27 protein-coding genes and 1 tRNA gene are annotated in these 24877 nt (G+C 74.6%); 20 read left to right on the top strand and 8 right to left on the bottom strand.

The genetic code is table 11. From position 1 onward, the window contains the following. Positions 1-20: 20 nt before the first annotated feature. From aroH to ACI79A_RS13895, 5 genes are all read left to right on the top strand, one after another. A complete protein-coding gene (gene aroH / locus ACI79A_RS13915) occupies positions 21-383 on the top strand; it encodes a chorismate mutase (RefSeq protein WP_457084100.1) in 363 nt (120 codons plus the stop codon). Then, complete coding sequence (gene cmk / locus ACI79A_RS13910; RefSeq protein ID WP_457084098.1) at positions 380-1147, top strand: (d)CMP kinase; 768 nt, start codon at positions 380-382, stop codon at positions 1145-1147. Before aroH ends, cmk begins: the two co-directional genes overlap by 4 nt. Then, positions 1144-2541 carry a ribosome biogenesis GTPase Der gene (gene der / locus ACI79A_RS13905; RefSeq protein WP_457084096.1) on the top strand — a complete coding sequence of 466 codons (1398 nt, stop codon included), beginning with the start codon at positions 1144-1146 and terminating at the stop codon, positions 2539-2541. Before cmk ends, der begins: the two co-directional genes overlap by 4 nt. A gap of 74 nt (positions 2542-2615) precedes the next feature. Then, positions 2616-2689, top strand: a tRNA-Pro gene (locus ACI79A_RS13900). 584 nt (positions 2690-3273) lie between these two features. Next, a complete protein-coding gene (locus ACI79A_RS13895; RefSeq protein ID WP_457084094.1) occupies positions 3274-4491 on the top strand; it encodes an acyl-CoA dehydrogenase family protein in 1218 nt (405 codons plus the stop codon). Between the two features lie 60 nt (positions 4492-4551). On the opposite strand, the gene ACI79A_RS13890 is transcribed toward ACI79A_RS13895, so the two are convergent. Both ACI79A_RS13890 and ACI79A_RS13885 read right to left on the bottom strand, forming a co-directional pair. Beyond that, positions 4552-4962: a hypothetical protein gene (locus ACI79A_RS13890; protein WP_457084092.1), complete on the bottom strand. Its 411-nt coding sequence runs from the start codon at positions 4960-4962 to the stop codon at positions 4552-4554. Positions 4963-4975: 13 nt separating this feature from the next. After that, positions 4976-5776, bottom strand: a complete 801-nt coding sequence (locus ACI79A_RS13885; RefSeq protein ID WP_457084090.1) for a TIGR02587 family membrane protein — start codon at positions 5774-5776, stop codon at positions 4976-4978. 226 nt (positions 5777-6002) lie between these two features. On the opposite strand from ACI79A_RS13885, the gene ACI79A_RS13880 reads away from it, so the two are divergent. The 8 genes from ACI79A_RS13880 to ACI79A_RS13845 all read left to right on the top strand — a co-directional run bounded on the left by ACI79A_RS13880 (position 6003) and on the right by ACI79A_RS13845 (position 11938). Next, positions 6003-6668: a CDP-alcohol phosphatidyltransferase family protein gene (locus ACI79A_RS13880; protein WP_457084088.1), complete on the top strand. Its 666-nt coding sequence runs from the start codon at positions 6003-6005 to the stop codon at positions 6666-6668. Then, the gene (locus ACI79A_RS13875) at positions 6665-7597 is read left to right on the top strand and encodes a DUF881 domain-containing protein (protein WP_457084086.1); all 933 of its coding nucleotides are present in this window, start codon (positions 6665-6667) and stop codon (positions 7595-7597) included. Before ACI79A_RS13880 ends, ACI79A_RS13875 begins: the two co-directional genes overlap by 4 nt. Before the next feature lie 3 nt (positions 7598-7600). Further along, positions 7601-7933 (top strand): small basic family protein, encoded by a 333-nt coding sequence (locus ACI79A_RS13870; RefSeq protein ID WP_457069902.1) that lies wholly within the window; start codon positions 7601-7603, stop codon positions 7931-7933. After that, on the top strand, positions 7930-8742 hold the full coding sequence (locus ACI79A_RS13865; RefSeq protein WP_457084084.1) for a DUF881 domain-containing protein: 813 nt from the start codon (positions 7930-7932) through the stop codon (positions 8740-8742). The genes ACI79A_RS13870 and ACI79A_RS13865 overlap by 4 nt, the downstream gene beginning before the upstream one ends. A 416-nt stretch (positions 8743-9158) precedes the next feature. Further along, positions 9159-9704 carry an oxoglutarate dehydrogenase inhibitor Odhl gene (gene odhI / locus ACI79A_RS13860; protein WP_457084082.1) on the top strand — a complete coding sequence of 182 codons (546 nt, stop codon included), beginning with the start codon at positions 9159-9161 and terminating at the stop codon, positions 9702-9704. Between the two features lie 79 nt (positions 9705-9783). After that, positions 9784-10494 carry a transcriptional regulator FtsR gene (ftsR, locus tag ACI79A_RS13855; RefSeq protein ID WP_457084080.1) on the top strand — a complete coding sequence of 237 codons (711 nt, stop codon included), beginning with the start codon at positions 9784-9786 and terminating at the stop codon, positions 10492-10494. Between the two features lie 115 nt (positions 10495-10609). Beyond that, positions 10610-11101 (top strand): bifunctional nuclease family protein, encoded by a 492-nt coding sequence (locus ACI79A_RS13850; RefSeq protein WP_457084078.1) that lies wholly within the window; start codon positions 10610-10612, stop codon positions 11099-11101. A 237-nt stretch (positions 11102-11338) separates the two neighbouring features. Continuing rightward, positions 11339-11938, top strand: a complete 600-nt coding sequence (locus ACI79A_RS13845) for a MerR family transcriptional regulator (RefSeq protein ID WP_457084076.1) — start codon at positions 11339-11341, stop codon at positions 11936-11938. Between the two features lie 184 nt (positions 11939-12122). On the opposite strand, the gene coaA is transcribed toward ACI79A_RS13845, so the two are convergent. Next, positions 12123-13088: a type I pantothenate kinase gene (gene coaA, locus ACI79A_RS13840; RefSeq protein WP_457084074.1), complete on the bottom strand. Its 966-nt coding sequence runs from the start codon at positions 13086-13088 to the stop codon at positions 12123-12125. A 91-nt stretch (positions 13089-13179) separates the two neighbouring features. Here coaA and ACI79A_RS13835 point away from each other — a divergent pair, with 91 nt between their 5' ends. Next, on the top strand, positions 13180-14019 hold the full coding sequence (locus ACI79A_RS13835; RefSeq protein WP_457084072.1) for a GNAT family N-acetyltransferase: 840 nt from the start codon (positions 13180-13182) through the stop codon (positions 14017-14019). A gap of 37 nt (positions 14020-14056) precedes the next feature. Here ACI79A_RS13835 and ACI79A_RS13830 read toward each other — a convergent pair whose 3' ends face one another. Beyond that, on the bottom strand, positions 14057-14602 hold the full coding sequence (locus ACI79A_RS13830) for a YbhB/YbcL family Raf kinase inhibitor-like protein (protein WP_457084070.1): 546 nt from the start codon (positions 14600-14602) through the stop codon (positions 14057-14059). Positions 14603-14844: 242 nt separating this feature from the next. Here ACI79A_RS13830 and ACI79A_RS13825 point away from each other — a divergent pair, with 242 nt between their 5' ends. The 3 genes from ACI79A_RS13825 (at position 14845) to ACI79A_RS13815 (ending at position 19309) form a co-directional block, all read left to right on the top strand. After that, positions 14845-15576: an HAD family hydrolase gene (locus ACI79A_RS13825; RefSeq protein ID WP_457084068.1), complete on the top strand. Its 732-nt coding sequence runs from the start codon at positions 14845-14847 to the stop codon at positions 15574-15576. Then, positions 15573-17945 (top strand): glycoside hydrolase family 65 protein, encoded by a 2373-nt coding sequence (locus ACI79A_RS13820; protein ID WP_457084066.1) that lies wholly within the window; start codon positions 15573-15575, stop codon positions 17943-17945. The genes ACI79A_RS13825 and ACI79A_RS13820 overlap by 4 nt, the downstream gene beginning before the upstream one ends. A 77-nt stretch (positions 17946-18022) precedes the next feature. Then, positions 18023-19309, top strand: a complete 1287-nt coding sequence (locus ACI79A_RS13815) for an alkaline phosphatase family protein (protein ID WP_457084064.1) — start codon at positions 18023-18025, stop codon at positions 19307-19309. On the opposite strand, the gene ACI79A_RS13810 is transcribed toward ACI79A_RS13815, so the two are convergent. Continuing rightward, complete coding sequence (locus ACI79A_RS13810; protein ID WP_457084062.1) at positions 19287-20042, bottom strand: M50 family metallopeptidase; 756 nt, start codon at positions 20040-20042, stop codon at positions 19287-19289. The genes ACI79A_RS13815 and ACI79A_RS13810 overlap by 23 nt on opposite strands. Before the next feature lie 94 nt (positions 20043-20136). Between ACI79A_RS13810 and ACI79A_RS13805 the strand changes: the two genes are divergently transcribed. Continuing rightward, a complete protein-coding gene (locus ACI79A_RS13805) occupies positions 20137-20733 on the top strand; it encodes an antibiotic biosynthesis monooxygenase (RefSeq protein WP_457084060.1) in 597 nt (198 codons plus the stop codon). On the opposite strand, the gene ACI79A_RS13800 is transcribed toward ACI79A_RS13805, so the two are convergent. The 3 genes from ACI79A_RS13800 to ACI79A_RS13790 are packed head-to-tail and all read right to left on the bottom strand — an operon-like array spanning position 20730 to position 22917. After that, positions 20730-20924, bottom strand: a complete 195-nt coding sequence (locus tag ACI79A_RS13800) for a hypothetical protein (RefSeq protein WP_457084058.1) — start codon at positions 20922-20924, stop codon at positions 20730-20732. The two genes, ACI79A_RS13805 and ACI79A_RS13800, sit on opposite strands and share 4 nt — an antisense overlap. Beyond that, entirely contained in the window at positions 20921-21601 is a 681-nt protein-coding gene (locus ACI79A_RS13795; protein ID WP_457084056.1) for a response regulator transcription factor, read from the bottom strand. The genes ACI79A_RS13800 and ACI79A_RS13795 overlap by 4 nt, the downstream gene beginning before the upstream one ends. Next, positions 21598-22917 (bottom strand): sensor histidine kinase, encoded by a 1320-nt coding sequence (locus tag ACI79A_RS13790; protein ID WP_457084054.1) that lies wholly within the window; start codon positions 22915-22917, stop codon positions 21598-21600. The genes ACI79A_RS13795 and ACI79A_RS13790 overlap by 4 nt, the downstream gene beginning before the upstream one ends. A 138-nt stretch (positions 22918-23055) precedes the next feature. On the opposite strand from ACI79A_RS13790, the gene ACI79A_RS13785 reads away from it, so the two are divergent. After that, a complete protein-coding gene (locus ACI79A_RS13785) occupies positions 23056-23967 on the top strand; it encodes an ABC transporter ATP-binding protein (protein ID WP_457084052.1) in 912 nt (303 codons plus the stop codon). Then, on the top strand, positions 23964-24749 hold the full coding sequence (locus ACI79A_RS13780) for a hypothetical protein (protein ID WP_457084050.1): 786 nt from the start codon (positions 23964-23966) through the stop codon (positions 24747-24749). Before ACI79A_RS13785 ends, ACI79A_RS13780 begins: the two co-directional genes overlap by 4 nt. The last annotated feature ends 128 nt before the right edge of the window (positions 24750-24877 follow it).

Genomic DNA, 24877 nt, shown 5'->3' with positions numbered 1-24877 from the left:
AAGCGATCGAGGAGAGTGCCGTGGCCGTCCGAGCCATCCGGGGTGCGACGCAGGTGGCCGCCGACGACCGGGACGAGGTCCTGGAGGCCACCCGCGAGCTGGTGGCGACAGTGCTGGAGCGCAACCAGCTGGAGTCGCCCGACCTGATCAGCATCCTGTTCACCGCCACCCCCGACCTCGTCTCGGAGTTCCCCGCGCTGGCCGCCCGCGAGCTGGGACTGGGGGACGTGCCGTTGATGTGCGCCACCGAGATCGCCGTGCCGCACGCGCTGCCGCGGGTGCTCCGGCTCATGGCGCACGTCGACACCCCGCTGAGCCGGGCGGAGATCCAGCACGTCTACCTGCGGGGCGCCGTCGCGCTGCGCAGGGACATCGCGCAGTGAGCGAGCAGCGCAGCGAGGAACGGGTGAGCAGCGCGGTGAGCGAGCCGGGCGCAGTGGACGAGGAGCGAGCAGTGGGCGAGTTGCGGTTCCGTGGGCAGGTGACCCTGGACGGGCCGTCCGGCACCGGGAAGTCCAGCGTCGCCCGGGCGGTCGCGACCCGGCTGGGTGCGGACTACCTCGACACCGGCGCCATGTACCGGGCGGCGACGGTGGCGGTGCTGGACGCCGGGGTCGACCTGGACGACGCCGACGGCATCGCCCGCGCCGTCGCGGCGGCCGACATCCACATCGGCACCTCGGCGGCGTCGGAGCTGGTGCAGGTGGACGGCGTCGACGTGGCCGAGCGCATCCGGGGTGCGGAGGTGACCCGGGCGGTGTCGCCGGTGTCCGCCGTCCCGGCGGTGCGGCGGCTGCTGGTGGAGCGGCAGCGTGCGCTCGTCGCCGCGGCCGACGCCGTGGTGGTCGAGGGCCGGGACATCGGCACCGTCGTGCTGCCCCGGGCCACCTGCAAGATCTACCTGACCGCCGCCCCCGAGGTGCGCGCCGAGCGCCGCGCCGGGCAGCTGGGCGTGGTCGACCCCGCCCGCATCGCCCAGATCGCGGCCGACCTCCGGCGCCGCGACGAGTACGACAGCAGCCGGGCCGACAGCCCGCTGCGCCCGGCCGAGGACGCGATCGTCGTCGACAGCACCGGGCTGGACCGCGAGGCCGTCGTCGAGCGCGTGCTCGACCTGGCCAGCACAGCAGTGGGAGACCCCGCATGAGCACCACCGACCCCGCCGGCACCGAGCCCGCCGGCAACGACCCCGCCGGCACCGACGTCGAGCACACCGGACCGCTCCCCGTGGTGGCGGTCGTCGGCCGGCCGAACGTGGGCAAGTCCACGCTGGTCAACCGGTTCCTGGGCCGCCGCGCCGCGGTGGTGCAGGACGTCCCCGGCGTCACCCGCGACCGCATCTCCTACCAGGCGCTGTGGAACGGCCGGTCGTTCATGGTCATGGACACCGGCGGCTGGGAGCCGAAGGCCAGCGGCATGGCCGCCTCCATCGCCCGCCAGGCCGAGTACGCGATGAAGACCGCCGACGTGATCGTGCTGGTCGTCGACTCCTCCGTCGGGGTCACCGACACCGACCTCGCCGCGGCACGGGTGCTCCGGCGCAGCGACCGGCCGGTCATCCTGGTGGCCAACAAGGTCGACGACGAGCGCGGTGAGGCCAACGCCGCCGAGCTGTGGTCGCTGGGCCTGGGCGAGCCGTTCTCGGTGAGCGCGCTGCACGGCCGGGGCAGCGGCGACCTGCTCGACCTGGTCCTCGACGCGCTGCCGGAGGCCCCGCGCGAGCAGGAGGAGACCGGTGGTCCGCGGCGGGTGGCCCTCGTCGGGCGACCCAACGTCGGCAAGTCCAGCCTGATCAACCGCCTGTCCAAGGAGGAGCGCTCGGTCGTCGACTCGGTGGCCGGCACCACCGTCGACCCGGTGGACTCCATCGTGACCCTGGGTGGGGAGGAGTGGCGCTTCGTCGACACCGCCGGGCTGCGCCGCCGGGTGAACACCGCCAGCGGCACGGAGTACTACGCCAGCCTGCGCACCGAGGCCGCGATCGAGGCCGCCGAGGTCGCCGTCGTGCTGCTCGCCGCCGACGAGGTGATCAGCGAGCAGGACCAGCGGGTGATCACCCAGGTGATCGAGGCCGGTCGGGCGCTGGTGATCGCCTTCAACAAGTGGGACACCCTCGACGAGGACCGGCACGCCCAGCTGGAGCGGGAGATCGACCGCGATCTCGCCCGGGTCCAGTGGGCCAGCCGGGTCAACATCTCCGCGGTGACCGGCCGGGGCGTGAACAAGCTGGCCGGCCACCTGAAGACCGCGCTCGCCGGCTGGGAGACCCGGGTGCCCACGGCGGAGCTGAACACCTTCATCCGGGCGCTGGTGCAGGAGACGCCGCCGCCGGCCCGCGGCGGCCGGGCCCCGAAGATCAAGTACGTCACCCAGGCCGACATCCGGCCGCCCCGGTTCGTGGTCTTCTCCACGGGTTTCCTGGAGCCCGGCTACCGGCGTTTCCTGGAGCGGAAGCTGCGCGAGCAGTTCGGCTTCCACGGCACGCCGATCGACGTGTCGGTCAAGGTGCGCGAGAGCAAGGCGCGGGACCGGAAGGGCTGACCCGGCACGCAGGGCGGGGGACCGGGTGCGGTAACCTTCTCCGGCAGCGATCGGGGCCGGAAGGCGCCGTAGCTCGGGCTGTAGCGCAGCTTGGTAGCGCACTTGACTGGGGGTCAAGGGGTCGCAGGTTCAAATCCTGTCAGCCCGACAGAAGAACTCGCAGGTGCAGGGGCCGTTCCCGAAGACCGGGAACGGCCTCTGCTGCTGTTCCGGGTGGTGTGACCACCCTGTTGACCACCATGAGCCGACCCTGAGTCGTTGAGGACGGTGCCCAGGGTGGCCACGGCCTGACTCCGCCGCCGAGCGGCGGGGTGGTCGATCGTCGGATCCGGGACCGCGTCGACGGCGGCACACGCAGGAGACCGACATCGGCGACGCCACGCCGTCGTCGGGGGCTCAGACCGGGCCGACGGTGACGGCGCCGTCCGCGCGCGACACGCACGGCAGCGTGATCCGTTCCTGTCCCGCGGACGTCACCAGCACGTCCCGGTGCAGGACGGTGCCCTGCTCGACCCGGAGCTGGCAGGCGCCACACGTGCCGGAGCGGGAGGAGCTGTCCACTGCGATGCCCGGCGTGACCGTGCACGACGGCCGGGCAGCCGTCGGATCCGACGTCCCCGGCCCCACCGCGCCGGCGACCAGGACCACCCCGCACCGGCCGGTGGGTGGTGGTGGACAGTGGAGCGGACCCGCCCCGATGGCGGGGCGCCGCCGAGGGGGCAGGGAGCAGGGATGGGCGAGCACGCCGGCCGGGAGACCGACGTCGCGGTGGGGGAGCGGCTGTACGCCGGCTGCGATCCACTGGACTACGAGGCGTTGCTGACCGCGGAGGAGCGCGGCCAGCTGTGGCGGCTGCGCCGGTTCCTCGACGCCGAGGTGCGACCGCTGCTGGCGGAGTACTGGGAGCGCGCGGAGTTCCCGGCCCAGCTCGTGGCACCGCTGGCCGCCCTCGACCTCATCGCCCCACCCGCGCTGACCTCCGGGGGAACGGCGCCCCGGTCGCTGTTCACCGGGTTCCGGAACTTCGAGCTCGCGCGCATCGACGCCTCCCTGGCCACGTTCTTCAACGGCCAGTCGGGGCTGTTCCGCACCACCATCGAGCGCGGCGGCAGCGCCGAGCAGGTCCGCCGGTGGCTGCCCCGGGTCGACTCCTTCGCCACCGTGGGCGCCTTCGCCCTCACCGAGCCCGACCACGGGTCCGACGTGGCCGGCGGGCTGGAGACGACCGCCCGGAGGGACGGGGACAGCTGGGTGCTCGACGGCCGCAAGCGCTGGATCGGCAGCGCCGTCCTCGCCGACGTGCTCGCCGTCGTGGCCCGCGACGTGGCCGACGGCCAGGTCAAGGCCTTCCTCGTGCCACGGGACGCGCCCGGGGTCGAGCTGTCCACCATCACCGGCAAGACGGCGCTGCGGATGGTGCAGAACTCCGACATCACGCTGCGCGCGGTGCGGGTGCCCGAGGACGACCGGCTGGCCCGGATCACCTCCTTCCGCGACGTCGCCGACCTGCTGCGGTCCATGCGCTCGGGCGTCGCCTGGTTCACCGCCGGCGTGCAGGCCGGGGCCTACGAGGCCGCGCTGCGGTACGCCGGCTCCCGGGTGCAGTTCGGGCGGCCGATCGCCGGGTTCCAGCTGGTGCAGGAGAAGCTCGCCACGATGCTGGGCAACCTCACGGGCTCGCTGGGCATGGCGGTGCGCGTGGCCCAGCAGCAGGACGCCGGCGTCTACCGGGACCAGGACTCGGCGATGGCGAAGTCGTGGACGTCGGTGCGCATGCGGGAGACGGTGGCGCTAGCGCGGGAGGTCGTCGGCGGCAACGGCGTGCTGCTCGACCACGACGTCGCCCGGTTCTTCGCCGACGCCGAGGCCATCTACACCTACGAGGGCACCTACGACGTGAACACCCTCGTCGTCGGCCGGGCCATCACCGGCGTCAGCGCCTTCACCTGAGCTGCCCACCGCGACCGGGCAGCCCGGGGGGACGCGCAGGCCCCGGCTCGGGCGCCGTCCTCACGGGGTCGTGTAGGCGGTCGGCCGGACCTCCAGGCTGCCGCTGCCCGGGTCCACGGAGAACAGCAGCGCACCGGACTGCCGGCTGTGCGGTGCGACGTAGTCGATCGTGGCCGTCGCCTGCTGGACCTCCTCGCCGTCGCGGGTGAGCACGCCGGTCACCTGCACCTGCTCGGCCGTCGTCCCACCGTCGTTGACCACCTCGAACGGCACCGCCCAGCCGTCCCCGACCTGCTCGGCCACCGACGTGGTGACCGACAGGCGCGGGCCGCTGTCCCGGACGAAGACCGCCTGGTGCACGAGGAACCCCAGCACCAGCAGGACGACGAGCGCGCCGAGCGCGCCGAGGGCGTACTCGCCCCGGCTGGTCTCGTCCTCGGCGGCGGCCCCGGGGGCCTCCTCGTCGCTCACGGCCACCACCTCCTCACAGGATCAGCCGGGCCGCGGCAGCGCCCAGGCTCGCCGGCAGTGCGAGCACCACCGCCTCGGTCACGGCCATCACCACGCCCACCCCGTCGAACCGGCCGAAGGTCCACAGCAGGTACGCCGACAACGTCAGGGCGATCACGTAGCCGACGACGGTCAGGGTCAGGAACGAGCGCAGGACCCCGCCGGGGGCCTGCTCCTGACCGCGGAACCCGACCCAGTAGACGAAGCCGTGCATCAGCAGCAGGCACAGCACGACGAGGGCGACCGGGTGCCAGGGACCGGCCTTCGCGGCCAGGAGGACGACCTCCTCGGTGGGGGCGATGTTGGCCGCGAAGACGACCGCGCCGGCCGCCATCAGCAGCAGCTCCCCGCCGTAGGTCGTCGTCGGCACCCGCCGGCTGCCCGCGCCGAGCTGGCTGCGGGCGAACGAGGCACCGACGGCCGCTGGGAGCATCTCGATCGCGATGACGGACAGGGCATCGCGCCCGCCCTGCAACGGCTCGATGACGGCCAGCACCCCGAGCACCAGGGCGGCGGCGAGCGCGGCCATCACGAACGCCACCCCCGCGTCGGCCAGCGACCCGCGCCAGCCGACCCCCGGGGAGCCGGCGCCGAAGTGCTGGGACAGGAAGACGACGAGCAGGACGGTGGCGGCCAGGAGCAGGGCGAGGCGGTACCGCGGGATGGCCAGCCCCAGCCGCCAGATCTCCATCGTCATCAGCAGCGGCAGGGCGAACAGCAACGCGCCGCCGAACGCCCGCCCGCTGCTCTGGGCGAGCTGGTGTCCACCGGTCATCCAGGATCCCGCCCGGCTCAGCTCGCGTCGCCGGGCGGTGCGGCGCGGTCGGTGATCATGGTCACCGCCCTACCCGCACCGGCACGGTCCACCCCTCCCGGTGCGCCCCGGCACGACCCACCCGGGGCCCGGGGGTCGTGCCCCGGGGGGAGCAGCCGGGCCGGTCGCGGCCGGGAGCGCCGCTGGCGAGCACTAACCTGATCCGCGAGGTGGAGGGGGAGCGGGGATGACGAGGGCGGACGACCAGGCGGCCGAGGTCCCGGCGCGGCCGGCGGCGGTGGCCGGTCGGGCGGCGCAGTGGGACCGGGACCAGCTCGGCGACCGGGTGTTCACGCTGCCCAACGCGCTCTCGGTCGTGCGCCTGCTGGGCGTCCCGGTGTTCCTCTGGCTGCTGCTGGGCCCCGAGGCCGACGGCTGGGCCGTGCTCGTGCTGATGGTTGCCGGGTTCACCGACTGGGCCGACGGGAAGCTGGCGCGCCGGCTGGGGCAGGCCAGCCGGCTCGGCGCGCTGCTCGACCCGGCCGCCGACCGGCTGTACATCGTCGCCACCCTGGTGGCCTTCGCGCTGCGCGACGTCGTCCCGCTCTGGGCCGTCCTCGTCCTGCTGGGCCGGGAGGTGGTGCTCGGGGTGACCCTGCTGGTGCTGCGCCGGGCCGGATGGCCGCCGCTGCAGGTGCACTACCTCGGCAAGGCCGCCACGTTCCTGCTGCTGTACGCCTTCCCCCTGCTGCTGCTGGCCGACGGTGCGGGGGCGTTGGCCTCGGTGGCCAGCCCGGTCGCCTACGCGCTCACGATCTGGGGTGGCGTGCTCTACGTGCTGGCCGGGGTCTTCTACGTCGTGCAGGCCGTCGGCCTGCTGCGCGGCGACCGGCGCGCCGGAGTCCGGGGATGAGCGCCCCACCGCGCGGGGCGCGGTCACTGGGGTCCTCGTTGCTGGACCAGGTGCTCGCCGAGACGCTCGACCCCTCCTACGCGGAGGCCGCTGCCACGCGCGCGGCCCGCGAGGCGTCCCACCCCCGGTCCGGCGGCTCGTGGCTGCGCCGCCGGAAGGGGCAGGTGCTGGTCGCCGCCACCTTGGCCGTCGCCGGCTTCCTCGCCGCGGTCACCTACCGCGAGGCGGCGGCCGGCGCCCAGGGACGCGAGGTGGTGCGGCAGGCGCTGCGGGAGGACATCCTGGAGCAGTCGGACACCACCGACGAGCTGGCCGCCCAGCTGGAGAGGCTGACCGCGGAGGTCACCGCTGCCCGCGAGGACGCGCTGGCGGCGAGCGTGGTCGGTCAGCGGGCGCTGGACCGGCTCGCCGTCGCCGAGCAGCAGGCGGGGACGGTGGCGGTCGAGGGGCCCGGGGTCGTGGTGACCCTGGGCAACGCGCCACCGCCGTCGGACAGCGACCCGGTCGGCGGGTCCGCGGAGGTGCAGCTCGGCGGCATCGTCCAGGACCGCGACCTCCAGCAGCTGGTGAACGCGCTGTGGTCGGTCGGCGCCGAGGCGATCAGCATCAACGGGCAGCGCCTCGGGCCGACCTCGGCCATCCGGCAGGCCGGTGATGCCATCCTCGTCGACTTCCGGCCGGTGGCCAGCCCGTACGAGGTCTCGGCGATCGGGGACCCGGACACGCTGGCGCGGGACCTGCTCAGCACCCCGGAGGCCAGCCTGCTGGGGCAGTACACACTCGACTTCGGCCTGGTGTTCGAGTACGTCCGGGAGGACTCCCTCGACCTGCCGGCCGGCACCGGTGCCGAACTGCGGCACGCCACGGTGCTCGACCCCGCCACCGGCCCGGGCCCGTCCGCGCCATCGACCCCCACCGACGGAGGCTGACGCGTGATCCCGATCATCGGACTGGCGATCGGTGTGGTGCTGGGTCTGGTGCTGGACCCGAGCGTCCCGCTCTGGCTGCAGCCCTACCTGCCGATCGCCGTCGTCGCCGCACTGGACGCGGTCTTCGGTGGCGTGCGCGCCCGGTTCGACGGCATCTTCGACGCCAAGGTCTTCGTCGTCTCCTTCGTCTCCAACGTCGTCGTCGCCGCGCTGATCGTCTTCCTCGGTGACCAGTTGGGCGTCGGCGCGCAGCTGTCCACCGCGGTGGTCGTCGTCCTCGGCATCCGGATCTTCGGCAACGCGGCGGCGATCCGCCGGCACCTGTTCCGGGCATGACCGGGGGCACCACGGGGGACCGGCCGGCCGGCGACGACCCGGTCCCGGGCAGCGCCCCCGCCGGGAGCGGGCCACCGGCCGCCGACCCGCTCCCCGCCCCGTGGCGGGGGAGGGGCGTCCGCGGGCGCCGGGGCCTGGTCGCCGCGGTCCTGATCAGCGTCCTCACCCTCCTGCTGGGCTTCGCCTTCGCGGTGCAGGTCCGCAGCGCCGACACCGCGGCCGCGCTGGCCGGCCAGCGGGAGGAGGACCTGGTCCGGATCCTCGACGACCTCACCGCGCGCGAGCAGCGGTTGCGCCAGCAGCTCGACGACCAGCGGGACGTGCAGGAGCAGCTGGGGAACGCCGACAGCGCCTCGGCCGCCGCCCTGGCCGAGGCCCGCGAGCGGGCCCGGACCCTCGGGCTGCTCAACGGCACGCTGCCGGCGCAGGGCCCGGGGCTGGAGATGGCCGTCTCCGACCCGGGGGGACGGATCGGGTCCACCGAGCTGATCACCGTGATCCACGAGCTGCGCGCTGCCGGCGCGGAGACCATGCAGATCGACGGGGTCCGGATCGGCCCGGACAGCGACGTCACCGGCGACGCGGGGGAGCTGTCCATCGACGGGACGCCGGTGGAGCAGCCCTACACCGTGCTGGTCATCGGCCCTCCGCAGTCGATGGAGACCGCGCTGAACATCCCCAACGGAGCGGTCGACCGGTTGACACGACGCCTGGGCGCCGTGGTGATCCGGCAGGTGGAGCTGCTCGTGGTCGATGCGCTGCGGCCGGTGGTCACGCCTCGATACGCCGAGCCGTCCGAGCCGGACTGACCCGCACTGCGGTCGCCGCGCGAGGGCGACACCCCGGAGACGGCCCACGTGGCCCCCTGCGGAACGGGCTGGCTGGTGGGGGGTGACCGTTCCCGGCGGGGCGGTGACCCGGCCGCCGGCCGGCTCGACGCCGCGGCCCACCAGGCCCCGGTGGCGGCCTCCTGAGCGATCCGGGCCGGGCCGGACGCCACCCCGGCCCCTCCCGTCCCGCCACCGTCGGACACGATCACTATGATCAGCGCAGAGGTCGACCGCTCCACCCGAGCGGTCGCACTCTCACCCTGTACGTGCGGTTGACCCCCGGGTCGGCCGCTGGTTCCATGACCCCCGGCCCGACCGCGACCCCGCGGTGGCCGACCAGCGACGGGCCATCCGGCTCGTCGTCCGCCGGCCGACCGCGGCCCCAGGCTGCGGCGGTGCCACCTGCACCGGAGGAGACCGACGTGCTCTGCACTCGATGTGGCCACCAGAACCCCGAGGGCAGCCGTTTCTGCGCCCAGTGCGGGGCGGCGCTGAGCCAGGAGCGCGTCGGTGAGTCGACCAGCATCATCCCGAAGGTCGGCGGTGACGACTCCGGCGAGCAGGCCGAGGCGGTCGACACCACCGCCGACGCCCACGCCGGCGCCGTCGAGTCGCTGCCAGCCGGGTCGGCCCTGCTGGTGGTCAAGCGCGGGCCGAACGCCGGCAGCCGGTTCCTCCTCGACCAGGAGGTCACCACCGCGGGCCGGCACCCGGACTCCGACATCTTCCTCGACGACGTGACCGTCAGCCGGCGGCACGTGGAGTTCCACCGCGAGGGTGGCGGCTTCACCGTGCACGACGTCGGCAGCCTGAACGGCACCTACGTCAACCGCGAGCCGGTCGACGTGGCCTCGCTGGCCGGCGGTGACGAGGTCCAGATCGGCAAGTTCCGGCTGGTCTACCTGACCGGCCCGCGCACCGGCGAGACCGCCGGCGCCTGACCCGGCCGCGTCGCCCGGCGCCCTCCGGCGCCGGGCGGCCGCGTCCGCCGAACGAGCGAACGAGGGGCGGGTCGGGACGATGAGCGCGGTGCCCCGGCGGGACACCGGGGGCAACGGTGCCCTGCTGACGATCGGGGAGGTGCTCACCGCTCTGCGCGGTGACTTCCCGGACGTCACGATCAGCAAGATCCGGTACCTGGAGTCCGAGCAGTTGGTGCACCCGCAGCGCACCCCGTCCGGCTACCGGAAGTTCTCCGCCGCCGACGTGGCCCGGTTGCGCTACGTGCTCGCCGCCCAGCGCGACCAGTACCTGCCGCTGCGGGTGATCAAGGAGCACCTGGAGGCGCTGGACCGGGGCGAGCCGTTGCCCGGGCAGCCCGAGACCGGTGGCGGCGCCACCGACAGGGCCCTGGCGGCCGCCGGGCCGATGCCGGCGGCCGAGTTCGCCGAGGCCGCCGGCGTGGACGAGGTGCAGCTCGCCGACTTCGTGCAGTTCGGTCTGGTCGGCACCGACCGCCGCGGCCGGCTGCAGGCCAGCGACCTGCCGGTCGCGCGCGCCGCGGCGGCGCTGGCCCGGCACGGTCTGGAGGCCCGGCACCTGCGCGCCTGGCGCACCGGGGCAGACCGGGAGGCGTCCCTGCTGGAGCAGTTGGTGGCACCGGTGCTGCGGGCACGCTCCGACGAGGCCCGCGGCCGCGCCGCCGAGCAGGTGCAGGAGCTGGCCGGGCTGTCCGCCCAGTTGCACTCCGCCCTGCTGGAGGCACGACTGCGCGAGGTCCTCGGGGGCTGAGGCGGCGGGCGTCCTGGCGTACCGTTGGCCGCAGCGGAGCGCCGCGGACACCGGCCCGGGCGGGCCGTCGTCGGTGCGGTCCCGGAGGGTCAGCGGAGCGGGAGGGGAGCCAACCGTGCAGGAGCTCAGAGTCGTCGGCGTCCGGGTCGAGCTGCCCGGCAACCAGCCGATCCTGCTGCTGAAGGAGACCCAGGGGGAGCGGTACCTCCCGATCTGGATCGGCGCGGTCGAGGCAGCCGCGATCGCCTACGAGCAGCAGGGGGTGCGCCCGGCCCGGCCGATGACGCACGACCTGCTCAAGGACGTCGTCACCGCCCTGGGGGCCGCCGTCGAGGCGGTGCACATCACCGAGATGCGGGACGGCATCTACATCGCCGAGCTGCAGCTGGGGGAGGGGCGGACCGTCAGCGCCCGGCCGTCCGACGCCGTCGCGCTGGCCGTTCGCACCGGGGCGCCGATCTTCGGCGCCGAGACGCTGCTCGACGAGGTCGGCATCGAGATCCCCGACGAGCAGGAGGACGAGGTGGAGAAGTTCCGCGAGTTCCTCGACAACATCAGCCCGGAGGACTTCGGCGCCGGGTCGGGTTCCGGTGGGGGCCCCGCCTGAGCCGGTTGCGGTGGGGACCGGTCCCGTTCCCGGTGACGACTGCCGAGGACGACAGGGGCACCCCCTCCCGGGTGAGCGGGACGACACGCCGCCCGCCGCGGTTGACCGGTGTCCTGCCCCGGCCTACCGTCAGGCGAAATCACCCAGCTGTGACTCCACGGTCGCGCCCGGGTGGCCGTCCCGGCACGAGCAGGCGACGTCCCCCGTGCTGGGTGCTGATCTGGAGGAGGCGCTGACGTGAGCGACCTGGACAACGGTTCCGGCCGCCGGCCGTTCAGCGGGGGTCAGCAGGGGCAGCTGTTCAGCGACTCCGCGGTCGGCGCGCCGGCCTACGACGAGGTCGACACCGACGAGGTCGGCTACCGCGGCCCGACCGCGTGCGCCGCGGCCGGCATCACCTACCGCCAGCTCGACTACTGGGCCCGCACCGGCCTGGTCGCCCCCTCGGTGCGCACCGCCACCGGTTCGGGCACCCAGCGGCTCTACTCCTTCCGCGACATCCTGGTGCTCAAGGTGGTCAAGCGGCTGCTGGACACCGGCGTCTCGCTGCAGAACATCCGCAAGGCCGTCGACCACCTGCGCACCCGCGGGGTCAAGGACCTCGCCAACATCACGCTGCTCTCCGACGGTGCGACCGTGTACGAGTGCACCTCCGCCGAGGAGGTCGTCGACCTGCTCGCCGGCGGCCAGGGGGTCTTCGGCATCGCCGTCTCCGGCGCCCTGCGCGAGCTCTCCGGTGAGCTGGCCGAGCTGCCGGCCGAGCGGCTCGACGCCCACGGCCAGCAGGTGGACGACGAGCTGTCCGCCCGCCGCCGGCGCCGCGCCGCCTCCGCCTGACCGCGGGGCCGCCGTCCCAGTGCGGGCGGGACGGCTGCCCGCTGCCCGTGACGAGGAAGACCCGGCCTGGTGACGTGCGCGCCTGCCCGACCGACCGGCGGCGGGGCCCGACGGTGCCGCGCACCCGCCGCTGAGCGGCTGCCTCCCGCCTCGCCCGGCTGCCGTCGCCGTGCGGGCGCGGCGGTCAGATCTTGCGCAGCAGCACCCGGCGCACCGAGTGGTCGGCCGCCTTCTGCAGCACCAGCCGTGCCCGGGAGCGGGTGGGGGCGATGTTCAGCCGCAGGTTGGGTTCGTTGACCGCCGACCAGATGCCGCGCGCGGTGGACCGGGCCTCGTCGTCGGTGAGGTCGGCGAAGCGGTGGAAGTAGGCGGCGCTGTCGGCGAACGCGGTCCGGCGCAGTGCGAGGAAGCGCTCCACGTACCACTGCTGGATGTCGGCCTCGGTCGCGTCGACGTAGACCGAGAAGTCGAAGAAGTCCGACAGGAAGACCTCCGGCACCCGGCCGTCGCCCCGGCCGCCGCCGGCCTGCAGCACGTTGAGACCTTCCAGCACCAGGACGTCGGGCCGGTCGACCACCTGCCGGCTGCCGGGGAGCACGTCGTAGGCGTGGTGGGAGTACGTCGGCGCGCTCACCGCCGGCTTGCCCGACTTCACGTCGGCCAGGAACCGCAGCAGCGCCCGGCGGTCGTAGCTCTCCGGGAACCCCTTCCGGCCCAGCAGCCCGCGCGCCTCGAGCTCGGCGTTGGGCAGCAGGAACCCGTCGGTGGTCACCAGGTCGACCCGCGGGGTGTCCGGTGCCGCCGCGAGGAGCGCCTGCAGCAGCCGGGCGGTGGTGCTCTTGCCGACGGCGACGCTGCCGGCCACCGCGATCACGAACGGCACCTTCTCGGTCGGGGTGCCGAGGAAGGCCGTCTGCGCGGCCCACAGCCGGCGGCTGGCGGTGACGTGCAGGTGCAGCAGCCGGGCCAGCGGCAGGTAGACCGTGGCCACCTCGTCGCGGTCGATGCGGTCGCCGAGGGTGGCCAGCGCGCGCACGTCGGCGTCGTCCAGCGGCAGCTCGCCGCCGGCCGCCAGCGCCCGCCAGGAGCCGCGGTCGAAGGCGGTGAAGGGCGAGACCTGGGCTCGCGTTCCGGCCGTCACGCCGCCCATCGTGCCGTCCGTCCCGCCCTGGCCCCCGACGGGGTGGTCTCCGAACGGCTGCCCGCCCACCCGCGGCACCGTGGCGTCTAGGGTCCAGGGCGTGTCGTCCACCGGGCTCCTCGACCGGATCGAGCGCTACTTCTCCCTCGCGCCGGAGGCCGACGGCCTGACGCGGATCGAGTCCGTCGGCGGGCTCGTCGTGCCGATCGGCCCGCCCGAGTGGCCCTACCCGGCGCGCCCTCGCCCGGGGCAGGAGGACGCCGTCGCCGTCGAGGACGTGCGCGCCGCGGTGGCACTGCAGGAGGCCGCGGGGCTGCCGGCGTCGGTCGAGTGGCTGGGCGACCGCTGCCGCGGCCTGGCCGGGGTGGCCCGGGCCGCCGGCCTGCACGTCGAGGAGCTGCCGCTGCTGGTCGTCGACGACCCGGTCGAGATCCTGCTGCCGGACGAGGTGCGGCTCTACCTCGTCGGTGCCGACGACCCGCGGCTGGGGCTCTACCAGCGGCTGGCCGCGCTCGCCTTCGCCACGCCGGCGGACCGGCTGGACGTCGGCGAACGCGCACCGGGCGTGCCCGAGGTCGCCGCGGCCGACCCCGGTCCGGCCGAGGTGCCGCCCACGGAGCTGCTGCGCGAGCGGGTCGCGTCCGGCCGCACCGTCATGATGGTCGCCGTCGACGGCGGGGAGCCGGTGGCGATCGGCTCGCACCAGCCGGTCGACGTCGACGGCACGGAGGTCAGCGAGGTGGTCGGGGTGGCGACCCTGCCCCGCTTCCGCGGCCGCGGGCTGGGGGCGGGGCTCACGTCCGCGCTGGTCGACCACGCCCGGCAGACCGCCGACCTGGTCTTCCTCTCCGCCGGCGACGACGACGTCGCCCGGGTGTACGAGCGGGCCGGCTTCGCCCGGGTGGGCACCACCTGCGTGGCGGAGCGGCCGTCCCGCTGAGACCGTCCGCGGGCCGGACCCAGCGGGACGGCGCGGGTCACTCGACGTCGTAGGTGGCGACGATCGCGCCGCGGGCGAGGGTGTGGCTGAAGAGGGTGAAGCCGAGGAACGCCGGTGTCGCGTCGGCCGGGACGCCGAGGTCGTCGGTGTCGACAGCGTGCACGACCACGTGGTAATGGTGCGTGCCGTGCCCGGCCGGCGGGGCCGCTCCGACGAACCGGGCGAGGCCGGCGTCGTTGCGCAGCTGCACCGCGCCCTCGGGCAGGCCGGAGCCGGCCTCGTCGCCGGCGCCGCGGGGCAGGTCGGTCACCGTGGCGGGGATGCCGAAGACGGCCCAGTGCCAGAACCCGCTGCCGGTGGGTGCGTCGGGGTCGAGGACGGTGACCGCAAAGCCCTTGGTCTCGACGGGAAAGCCCGACCAGGACAGCTGCGGGGAGACGTCCTCGCCGCCGGCGCCCATCAGCCCGCTCACGTGCGGCCGGGCCAGCCGCTCGCCGGAGGCGATGTCGGAGCTGGTGACGCTGAACGAGGGGACCTGGGGGAGGAAGTCGTACGGGCTCGGCGGTGACGGGCGGTCGGCCATGCGGTCTCTCCTGGGGGTGGGGCTGCCCGGCCGGTGCCGGGGGAGCGGCCGGGTGCCGCGCCGGCCCCGACCCTAGGCAGCCCGGGGACGCGGTGCCCGACAAAGGCGCCAGGCTTCTGCCTCGACCGTTATCCCCAACAGGGCACCCCACAACGTGGTGGTCCCGTCACCCAGCGCCCTACGGGCGGAGAACAGCTGCCGCCAGGAGGTACCGCGCCCGATCTCCCCGTAGCGTGATCACCGTGCTGGGACTCCCCGACGACATCCAGGCCTGCCTCTTTGACCTCGACGGTGTGCTGACCCGGACCGCGACGGTGCACCAGGCCGCGTGGAAGCGCACCTTCGACGAGTTCCTGCGCCGCCGGGACCCGGTGGCGGGGGAGTTCTCCCTCGACGACTACAACCGCTACGTCGACGGCAAACCCAGGGAGGACGGCGTCCGCGACTTCCTGGCCAGCCGGGGCATCACCCTGCCGCAGGGGGCGGTCGGCGACCCGGCCGACGCCGCGACCGTCGTCGCGCTCGCCACCCGCAAGAACGAGCTGCTGCTGCGCGAGCTCGAGGAGCACGGCGTCGAGGTCTACGAGGGCTCCATGCGCTACCTGCGGGCAGCGCGGGACGCCGGCCTGGCGACGGCGGTGGTCACCGCGTCGGCCAACGGCGGGCACGTCGTCTCCGCCGGTGGGTTCGCCGACCTGATCGACGCGCGGGTCGACGGGCTGGTGGCCAAGCGTGAGGGGCTGCGCGGGAAGCCGGCGCCGGACACCTTCCTCGCCGGCGCGCGTCTGCTCGGCGTCGAGCCGGCGCGGGCGGCCGTCTTCGAGGACGCGCAGGCCGGCGTCGCCGCGGGGCGGGCGGGGGAGTTCGGGTTCGTCGTCGGCGTCGACCGGGTCGGCCAGACCGAGGAGCTGCGCGAGCGCGGCGCGGACGTCGTCGTCACCGATCTGGCGCAACTGCTGGAGGAGCAGCCGTGACGGAGGGGCGCGCGCACTTCCTGGTCGAGCCCTGGTCGCTGACCGAGGTCGGCCTGGACATGGCCTCCCTGGCGGTCAATGAGTCGGTCTTCGCCCTGGCCAACGGGCACATCGGCATGCGCGGCACGCTCGACGAGGGCGAGCCGATCATGGTGCCCGGCACCTATCTGAACGGCTTCTTCGAGGAGCGGCCGATGCCCTACGCCGAGGCCGGCTACGGCTTCCCGGAGATGGGCCAGACCGTGGTGAACGTGACCGACGGCAAGCTCGTCCGGCTGCTGGTCGGCGATTCCCCGCTGGACCTGCAGTACGGCGACGTCATCGCCCACCGGCGCACCCTGGACCTGCGGGCCGGGGTGCTGCGCCGGGTCACCGACTGGCGCTCCCCGGCGGGCCGGGAGGTGCGGGTCACCAGCACCCGGCTGGTCTCCCTGGTCCGCCGCTCCATCGCGGCCGTCGAGTTCCAGGTGGAGTGCACCGACGACCAGGGCGACCTGTACATCGCCCTGCAGTCGGACCTGCTGGCCAACGAGGACGTCATGACCACCTCGACCGACGACCCGCGCTCGGCTGCCGCGCTGGACCGGCCGCTGGTCGGGGAGCTCCACGTGGGGCGCGGCCGGCACGCCGTCCTGGTGCACCGCACCCGGCGCAGCTGGCTCCGGATGGCCGCCGGCATGGAACACGACGTCGACGTCCCGGACACCGCGACCGAGGACCTGCTCGTCTCCCCGGACCTGGCCCGCTACACCCTCGCCGCACGGCTCAGCAACGGCTCCCCCGTGCGGTTGCGCAAGTACCTGGCCTACGGCTGGTCCAGCCGCCGTTCCGCGGCGGCGGTCCGCGACCAGGTGGAGGGCGCGCTGGCAACGGCCAAGCTGGTCGGCTGGGACCGGCTGGTCAGCGAGCAGCGCGAACTGCTGGACCGCCACTGGGACGAGGCCGACGTGGAGATCGAGGGTGACGACGAGCTCCAGCAGGCCGTCCGGGTGGGCATGTTCCACGTCCTGCAGGCCGGGCTGCGCGCCGAGCGGCAGCCGATCCCGGCCAAGGGCCTCACCGGCGACGGGTACGACGGGCACACGTTCTGGGACACCGAGACCTACGTGCTGCCGGTGCTCACCTACACCGCGCCGGGCGCGGTGCGCGACGCGCTGCTGTGGCGCCACTCGATCCTGGACATGGCCCGGGAGCGCGCCCGGGTGCTCGGCCACGACGGCGCGGCGTTCGCCTGGCGCACCATCCGCGGGGAGGAGACGTCGGGGTACTGGCCGGCGGGGACGGCGGCGTTCCACATCAACGCCGACATCGCCGACGCCGTCGCCCGGTACTGGTGGGCCACGCTGGACGAGGACTTCGACCGGGACTACGGCACGGAGCTGCTGGTCGAGACCGCCCGGCTGTGGGCGTCGCTGGGGCACATGAACGGCGACGGCGAGTTCCGCATCGACGGGGTGACCGGGCCCGACGAGTACACCGCGGTCGTCGACAACAACGTCTACACCAACCTCATGGCGCAGCGGAACCTGCGCGAGGCGGTGGCCGCGGTGCAGCGGCAGCCGGAGACCGCCGGTCGGCTGCAGGTCGACCCCGAGGAGGTCGACATGTGGACCCGGGCGGCCGACGACATGCGGGTGCCGTTCAACGAGAAGCTCGGCGTGCACGAGCAGAGCGAGGGGTTCACCCACCACGAGGAGTGGGACTTCGAGGGCACCACACCCGACCAGTACCCGCTGCTGCTGAACTTCCCCTACTTCGACATCTACCGGAAGCAGGTCGTCAAGCAGGCCGACCTGGTGATGGCGCTCCACCTGCGGGGGGACGCGTTCACCCTCGAGCAGAAGATCGCCGACTTCGCCTACTACGAGGCGCGCACCGTCCGGGACTCCTCGCTGTCCGCGGCCCAGCAGGCGGTGGTGGCGGCGGAGACCGGGCACCTGCAGCTGGCCCACGACTACTGGGGCGAGGCGGCGCTGACCGACCTGCAGAACCTGCACGGCAACAGCGGGCACGGGCTGCACATCGCCTCGCTGGCCGGGGGGTGGACGGTGGCGGTGGCCGGCTTCGGGGGCATGCGCGACCACGACGGGAAGCTGACCTTCGCCCCCCGGCTGCCGCCTCGGCTGCGCCGGCTGGCCTTCCGGGTGGTCTTCCAGGGCCGGTGCCTGGCGGTCTCGGTCACCGAGCGGCAGGCCACCTACCGGCTAGTGTACGGCGGCGAGCCGCTGCAGGTCGCCCACCATGGTGAGCCGCTCACCGTCACCGCCGAGCCGGTCACCCGCGACGTCCCGCCGCCGCCGGACGTCGAGCCGGTGCACCAGCCGCCGCACGCCTCCCCGCGCCGGCGGCACCGCGCCACCAGCGACTGATCGGACGGCCGGCGAACGGCTGGTGAACCCTGCGCACGGGGTGTCGGACTCCGGACATCGGCCGTCATCCTGCCTGCATGACGCCGCATGCCGATGGACAGCTCAGCCGACGGCGCTTCCTGGCAACGGGGGCGGTGACCGGGACGGCGGTCGTCCTCTCCGCGGCGGCGGGCGTGCCGGCTGCGCGCGCGGCCGCCGGCGGACCACGGGTGTACGTGCTCGTCATCGACGGCTGCCGGCCGGACGAGATCACGCCCGTGCTCACCCCGCGGCTGCACGCGTTGCGCTCCGGGGGCACCTGGTTCAGCCAGGCCCGGTCGCTGCCGGTGATGGAGACGATCCCCAACCACACGATGATGATGACCGGGGTGCGGCCGGACCGGACCGGGGTGCCGGCCAACGCGATCTACGACCGGGTGGAGGGAGTGGTCCGGGACCTGGACCGGCCGACCGACCTCCGTTTCCCGACCGTGCTCGAGCGGCTGCAGCAGCAGGGCCGGACCACCGGGACCGTGCTGTCCAAGGACTACCTGTACGGCATCTTCGGGGAGCGGGCCACCTACCGCTGGGAGCCGTTCCCGCTGCTGCCCGTGACCGGACACGCGCCCGACGCGGCGACGATGGACGCGGCGGTGGCCATGGTCGACGGACCGGACCCGGACCTCGTCTTCGTCAATCTGGGCGACGTCGACCGGGTCGGGCACTCCGACGTCACCGGGACGTCGCTGCAGGTGGCCCGGCAGCTGGCGCTGCTGTCCACCGACCTCCAGGTGGGCCGGTTCGTCGACCACCTGCAGTGGACCGGCCGCTGGGAGCGCAGCGTCCTGCTGGTGCTGGCCGACCACTCGATGGACTGGTCACTGCCCACGGCCCTGATCTCCGTCGCCGAGATCCTGAGCGCTCGGCCGGACCTGCGGGAGAACGTGCAGATCGCCCAGAACGGCGGCGCCGACCTGCTCTACTGGACCGGAGAACCGCGGCGACGCAACGTCGCCCTGGCCGAGGTCCGGCGCCTCGTGCAAGCCCATCCCGGCGTTCTCTCCGTGCACGTGCCGGGGTCGCTCCGGCTGGGCAGGGAGGCCGGCGACCTGGTGGCCTACGCCAGGCCTGGGTGGCGCTTCACCGACCCCAAGCCGTTCTCCAACCCGATCCCGGGCAACCACGGCCACCCGGTGACCGAGCCCATCCCGTTCCTCGTCTCCGGCGGGCACTCCGCCGTCCGGCGCGGTGCGAGCAGCGGCGCGCAGGCGCGCACCATCGACGTTGCCCCGACGGTCGGTGCATGCTTCGGCCTGGCCCAGCCCACCAGCGGGTACGACGGCGCTCGCCGGCGGGAGGCGTTCACCCTGCTCCCACTGCGCTGAGCACCCCTGCGTCACCGAGCACCCCGGCGCTGCGCACCAGCCACCAGGTGCCCAGGACGAGGGCACCGACGTCGACCAGCAGGAAGATCGCCACCCACACCAGCCCGGGCAGTCGGGTGAGGCGGGCGAGCTGGTCGGCGTCGGAGTCCCGGGCAGTTCCCCGGCGTCGCTTGGCCTGCAGCTCCCACACGGTCACCGGCGCGGCCAGCAGCAGGAACCAGGTGACGCCGTGGGCGAAGACCGCCTGCCACTGCGCCGGCAGCCACCAGGTCGCGGCGAACACCAGCGCGCCGGTGACCAGCACCGACCACAGCCCGTACCAGTTGCGGATCTGCACCAGCAGCAGCGCCAGCAGCCCCAGGAGCGCCCACAGCAGGCCGACGGCGTACCCGGCGGCCAGCAGCGCGGCCGCGCCCAGCCCGAAGAGCGCGGGCCCGGTGTAGCCGGCCGCGGCGGTGAGCACCATGCCGGCCCCGGTCGGCCGGCCGGCGGAGACGGTGACCCCCGACGTGTCCGAGTGCAGGCGGATGCCGGCCAGCCGGCGTCCGGTGGCCAGCGCCGCCAGGCCGTGGGCGCCCTCGTGCGCGATCGTCACCGCGTGACGGGCGTGCCGCCACAGGCCCGGCACCCGGACCAGCAGCAACGCCGCGGCTGCGCTCAGCGCCAGCAGGCCGGCCGTCAGCGGGGGAGAGGTGGCGCTGACCTGGCGCCAGAGCTCCTCGACGACGGTCACGCGGGGCATCATCACCGCTGCGGCTGTGCGCGGGCCGTGCGCCGCGCGGGACCCGCGTCACGCGGACGTCACAGTCGGCGGTGATGCTGGGGGCATGACGAGCACGCAGCAGGCGGTGACCGCGGACGATCTCCCGGTCACCGTCTCCTTCACCCGGCGCGCCGACCCGGCGCACGCGGTGCAGATGAGCGCCTGGATCCGGGCGGGGCTGTCCCTGGCCGAGGGGTTCCCCGGTTTCCTCGGCGGAGGCTGGGTCCAGCCCCGGCACGGCGCGGACGAGTGGCACATGCTGTGCCGGTTCGACTCCCCGGCCACCCTCGCCACCTGGGAGGCGAGCCCGGAACGACGCTGGTGGCTGGGTTCGGCGCAGGGGCTCGCCGAGATGACCCGCACCGAGCGGCGCACCGGCATCGAGGGCTGGTTCGACGCCCCGGTGGCCGCCGCCGCGGAGGTGACGCCGCCGCCGGCCCCACCCCGCTGGAAGCAGGCGACGACGATCTGGCTGGTCTTCTTCCCGCTCAACCTGCTCGCCACCGTGACGCTCGGGACGCTGCTGGCCGACGTGCACGTGGTCGCCCGGGTCGCGGCCATGACGCTGGCGCTGACCCCGGTGATGACCTACCTGCTGCTGCCGTGGGTCACCCGACGGCTGTCCTGGTGGCTGGCCGGGCGCCGCTGGCGCGACCGCTAGCCGTACCGACCACGGACGTCGGTCCTGCCTCGGTCGCGGTCGTCACCGGACCGGCGTCGCCACCAGGTCGCGACCACCGCGACGAGCACGCCGAGGCCCAGGACGATCACGGTCGCCCACACCGGGTCGGACACCAGCAGGCCGAGCAGCGCGGACAGCCCGCCCCCGGCGCCGGCGGCGACCGGCGTCACACCAGGTCCGCGTCGTGGATGAGCAGCGCGACCTGCACCCGGTTGGTCAGCTCGAGCTTCACCAGCAGCCGGGACACGTGCGCCTTGACCGTGGCCACGCTGAGGTACAGCTGGGCGCCGATCTCGGCGTTGGACAGCCCCCGGCCGACGGCGAGCGCCACGTCCCGCTCGCGGTCGCTGAGCACCGTCAGCTGCGCGCGGGCGCGTTCCCGGCGGTCGTCGACCGCGGGTGCCGTGGCGGTAGTGGTGGCGGTGGCGACGTGGGACATCAGCCGCCGGGTGACGGTGGGGGAGAGCATCGGCTCACCCGCCGCCACCCGGCGCACGGCGTCCACGATCGCCGCCGGCGGGGTGTCCTTGAGCAGGAAGCCGCTGGCGCCCGCCCGCAGGGCGCGCAGCACCTGGTCGTCGGCGTCGAAGGTGGTCAGCACGATCACCTCGGGGGCGTCCTGCTGGTGCTGGATCCGCTCGGTGGCGGTGAGCCCGTCGACGCCGGGCATCCGGATGTCCATCAGGACGACGTCGGGGGAGGTGCGGGCCACCGCGGCCGGCACCTCCGCGCCGTCGCCCGCCTCGCCGACGAGCGCCAGTCCGTCGGCACCGCCGAGCACCATCGCCAGGGCGGCGCGCACGAGCGGGTCGTCGTCCACGACGAGCACCCGGACCGGCGCGGTCACGCCGGCTGGTCCGCCGGCTGGTCCACCGGCCAGGGCAGCTCGGCGCGCAGCCGGAACTCCCCGTCGGGCGTCCAGCCGTGCTCCAGGTGCCCGCCGCCCAGGCTGACCCGCTCCAGCAGCCCGACCAGACCGGTGCCGCCACCGGGCAGCGGGGTGCCGGTCTCCCCGCCGGTGGGTGCGGGGTTGCTCAGCTCCACCACCAACCCGGCGCCCGGACCGCCCTCGACCAGGACGGTGGCGACCGTGCCGGGCGCGTGCTTGCGCACGTTGGTCAGCCCTTCCTGCAGCACCCGGTAGGCGCTGCGGCCGGCGCCGCTGGGAGCGGTGGACAGCTCGGGCACCCGGTACCGGACGCGCACCCGCACGCCGGCGCGGCGGCTCTCCTCGACCAGCGTCGGCACGTCGGCGAGGGTCGGCTGCGGCCGGGTGCCCGGGTCGCCGTCTGCGCTGCTGCGGAGCACGCCGATCACCTCGCGCAGGTCCTCCAGCGCCTGGCGGGCGCTGGCCCGCACCACCCCCGCGGCCTGAGCGACCTCGGTCGGCGGGGCATCGGGGCGGAACTCGAGCGCGCCGGCGTGCATGCTCAGCAGCGACAGCCGGTGGGCGAGGACGTCGTGCATCTCCCGGGCGATCCGGGTGCGCTCGGTGTGCCGGGCCTGCTCGATCCGCAGCAGCTGCTCGTTCTCGGCCCGCACCGCCCGGTCGTGCAGGGACAGCACCAGCTGCCGGCGGGCCCGCTCGAACATGCCCCAGGCGACGACGGCGGCGGTGAGCACGACACCGAGGACGGCGAACACCCAGGCCGGCAGTTCGGGGTCGGGGCGGACGACGACGTACACGGCGAAGGAGGCGAGGCTGACCGCGGTGACCGCGGTGACGGTCGGCCACCGGCGGTGCACGGCCACGGTGAAGAGGCTGAACAGGCAGGCGACCGCGACCATGTCGGAGAACGACGCGACCAGGGAGAGGCCGATCGCGACGCCGACCGGCCAGCGCCGCCGCAGCCACAGGGCGGCGCAGCCCAGCGAGCCCAGCACCAGGTCGGCGACCAGCAGGCCGTCCGGCGGCGGGACGGGCTGGCTGAGCGCGCTGCCCACGAGCACCAGCCCGATCAGCACCGAGGCGGTGAAGGCGGTGACGTCGACCGTCCAGTCGCGCAGCGAACGGTGCACCCGGCGACGGCCGGCGGTCGTGCCACCGGTGTCCGGTCCGCGCTCGGGGGGCGCCTCGGGATCGGCCAGCAGCTGGGCCGGCACCAGCGAGGGGTGCTCGACGCCCTCGTTTGTGGCCGACGCCGGGTGGGTGGACACGCTCACCTCCCGGAGGCTACGGACGGAGGAGCGCCGCCGGAACCGACCAAGGTCTACCTCGCTCCCGCCGCCGGCCGGAGCCGACCGGCGATCACCTACTTCCGGCCGATGCGGGGGACAGGCCGGCCGGAGCAGGCTCTGCCCATGATCACGATCGAGCACCTGACGAAGAGGTACGGCGCCCAGGTCGCCGTCTCCGACGTCTCGTTCACCTGCCAGCCGGGCACGGTCACCGGCTTCCTCGGCCCCAACGGTGCCGGTAAGTCGACCACCATGCGGGCGCTGGTCGGCCTGGCCCAGCCGACCAGCGGTACGGCGACGTTCGCCGGCAAGCACTACCGCGAGCTGCCGAACGCCGGCCGCGAGGTGGGGGTGCTGCTCGACGCCGGTGCCCAGCACGCCGGCCGCACCGGCCGCGAGGTCCTCACCCTGTCGGCGATGGTCCTGGGCGTCGGCCGGGAGCGGGTCGACGAGGTGCTCGGCCGGGTGGGCCTCGCCGGCCGCCCGGCGGGCAAGCGGCTGGGCAACTACTCCCTCGGCATGCGCCAGCGGCTCGGGCTGGCGACGGCGCTGCTCGGCGACCCCCAGGTGCTGGTCCTCGACGAGCCGGCCAACGGGCTGGACCCCGAGGGCATCTTCTGGATGCGCGGCCTGCTGCGCGGCTTCGCCGACCGCGGCGGCACGGTGCTGCTCTCCTCGCACCTGTTGCACGAGGTCGAGGCGGTCGCCGACCAGCTGGTGGTGATCTCCGGCGGCCGGATCGTGGCGCAGGGCAGCAAGTCCGAGCTGCTCGCCGGCACCGGCGGCACCCTGGTGCGCGGACCGGACCGGGCACTGCTGGCCAAGGCGCTGGAGGCGGCCGGCATCGGCATCTCGCCCGGCCCGGACGACGCGCTGGTGGCCGACGCCGAGGCGCTCGCCGTCGGGCAGGCGGTGGCGGCGGCGGGCGTCGTCCTCACCGAGCTGCGGCCGGCCGGGGGAGCGGGGCTGGAGGACCTCTTCCGCTCCCTCACGGGCTCCGGCAGCGGCCAGCAGGTCCAGGAGGTGCTGGCATGAGCGCCGCGACGCTGGACGCCGAGCGTCCCCGCACCGGGGCCGCGCCCAGCGCGCCGTCCCTGCTCACGCTGCTCCGGGTGGAGCTGCGCAAGTCCTACGACACCCGCGCCGGGCGCTGGCTGCTGATCGTCATCGGGCTGGCCGTGCTCGCCGTCGTCGCGCTGTCGTTGTTCGTCGAGGACACGCCCAAGACGTTCACCGACCACTTCGGCTTCACCCAGCTGCCGATCAGCCTGCTGCTGCCGGTGCTCGGCATCCTGCTGGTCACCAGTGAGTGGTCGCAGCGCACCGCGATGACGACGTTCACCCTGGTGCCGCGTCGGTCCCGGGTGCTCGTCGCGAAGGTGCTCGCCGCCGCCGTGCTGGCCGTGCTGGGCGTGGTCGCCGCGGCGGCCGCCTCCGCGCTCGCGACGGTGCTCACCCCGGTGTTCACCGACCGGGAGATGGACTGGGGCATCAGCGCGGCGCTGGTGGGCCAGGTGCTCGTCGTCCAGGTGGTGACCGTGCTGGCCGGTGTGGCGTTCGGCATGCTGCTGCTCAGCTCTCCGCTGGCGATCGTGCTGTTCTTCGTGCTGCCGACGGTCTTCACCATCCTGGTGAGCCTGGTGTCCGCGCTGGACTGGGTGCGCGACTGGCTGGACCTGTCGACCACCTCGATGCCGCTGTTCGAGGACGGGCTGGACGGGCAGGGCTGGTTGCAGTTCGGCACGTCGGCGGCGCTGTGGGTCGCGCTGCCGATGCTCCTCGGCTGGATCCGCATCGAGCGGAGCGAGATCGCCTGACCCGACGGGGGGGGGGGGGGGGGGGGGGGGGGGGGGGGGGGGGGGGGGGGGGGGGGGGGGGGGGGGGGGGGGGCGCGGCGGGCGCGGCCCACCGGGGGGACCCGGCGCCCGGCGACCCGGCGCGCCAC

Source organism: Modestobacter sp. SYSU DS0657 (assembly GCF_054050925.1).
Note: the sequence above shows the minus strand (reverse complement) of the source record. Positions and strands in the feature narration are given on the sequence as shown.

Excerpts from the sequence above, each read along its gene's own strand:
- der (WP_457084096.1), top strand. The coding sequence starts at position 1,144 with ATGAGCACCACCGACCCCGCCGGCACCGAGCCCGCCGGCAACGACCCC.
- ACI79A_RS13895 (WP_457084094.1), top strand. The coding sequence starts at position 3,274 with ATGGGCGAGCACGCCGGCCGGGAGACCGACGTCGCGGTGGGGGAGCGG.
- ACI79A_RS13885 (WP_457084090.1), bottom strand. The coding sequence starts at position 5,776 with ATGACCGGTGGACACCAGCTCGCCCAGAGCAGCGGGCGGGCGTTCGGC.
- ACI79A_RS13880 (WP_457084088.1), top strand. The coding sequence starts at position 6,003 with ATGACGAGGGCGGACGACCAGGCGGCCGAGGTCCCGGCGCGGCCGGCG.
- ACI79A_RS13875 (WP_457084086.1), top strand. The coding sequence starts at position 6,665 with ATGAGCGCCCCACCGCGCGGGGCGCGGTCACTGGGGTCCTCGTTGCTG.
- ACI79A_RS13865 (WP_457084084.1), top strand. The coding sequence starts at position 7,930 with ATGACCGGGGGCACCACGGGGGACCGGCCGGCCGGCGACGACCCGGTC.
- ftsR (WP_457084080.1), top strand. The coding sequence starts at position 9,784 with ATGAGCGCGGTGCCCCGGCGGGACACCGGGGGCAACGGTGCCCTGCTG.
- coaA (WP_457084074.1), bottom strand. The coding sequence starts at position 13,088 with ATGGGCGGCGTGACGGCCGGAACGCGAGCCCAGGTCTCGCCCTTCACC.
- ACI79A_RS13830 (WP_457084070.1), bottom strand. The coding sequence starts at position 14,602 with ATGGCCGACCGCCCGTCACCGCCGAGCCCGTACGACTTCCTCCCCCAG.
- ACI79A_RS13815 (WP_457084064.1), top strand. The coding sequence starts at position 18,023 with ATGACGCCGCATGCCGATGGACAGCTCAGCCGACGGCGCTTCCTGGCA.
- ACI79A_RS13805 (WP_457084060.1), top strand. The coding sequence starts at position 20,137 with ATGACGAGCACGCAGCAGGCGGTGACCGCGGACGATCTCCCGGTCACC.
- ACI79A_RS13785 (WP_457084052.1), top strand. The coding sequence starts at position 23,056 with ATGATCACGATCGAGCACCTGACGAAGAGGTACGGCGCCCAGGTCGCC.
- ACI79A_RS13780 (WP_457084050.1), top strand. The coding sequence starts at position 23,964 with ATGAGCGCCGCGACGCTGGACGCCGAGCGTCCCCGCACCGGGGCCGCG.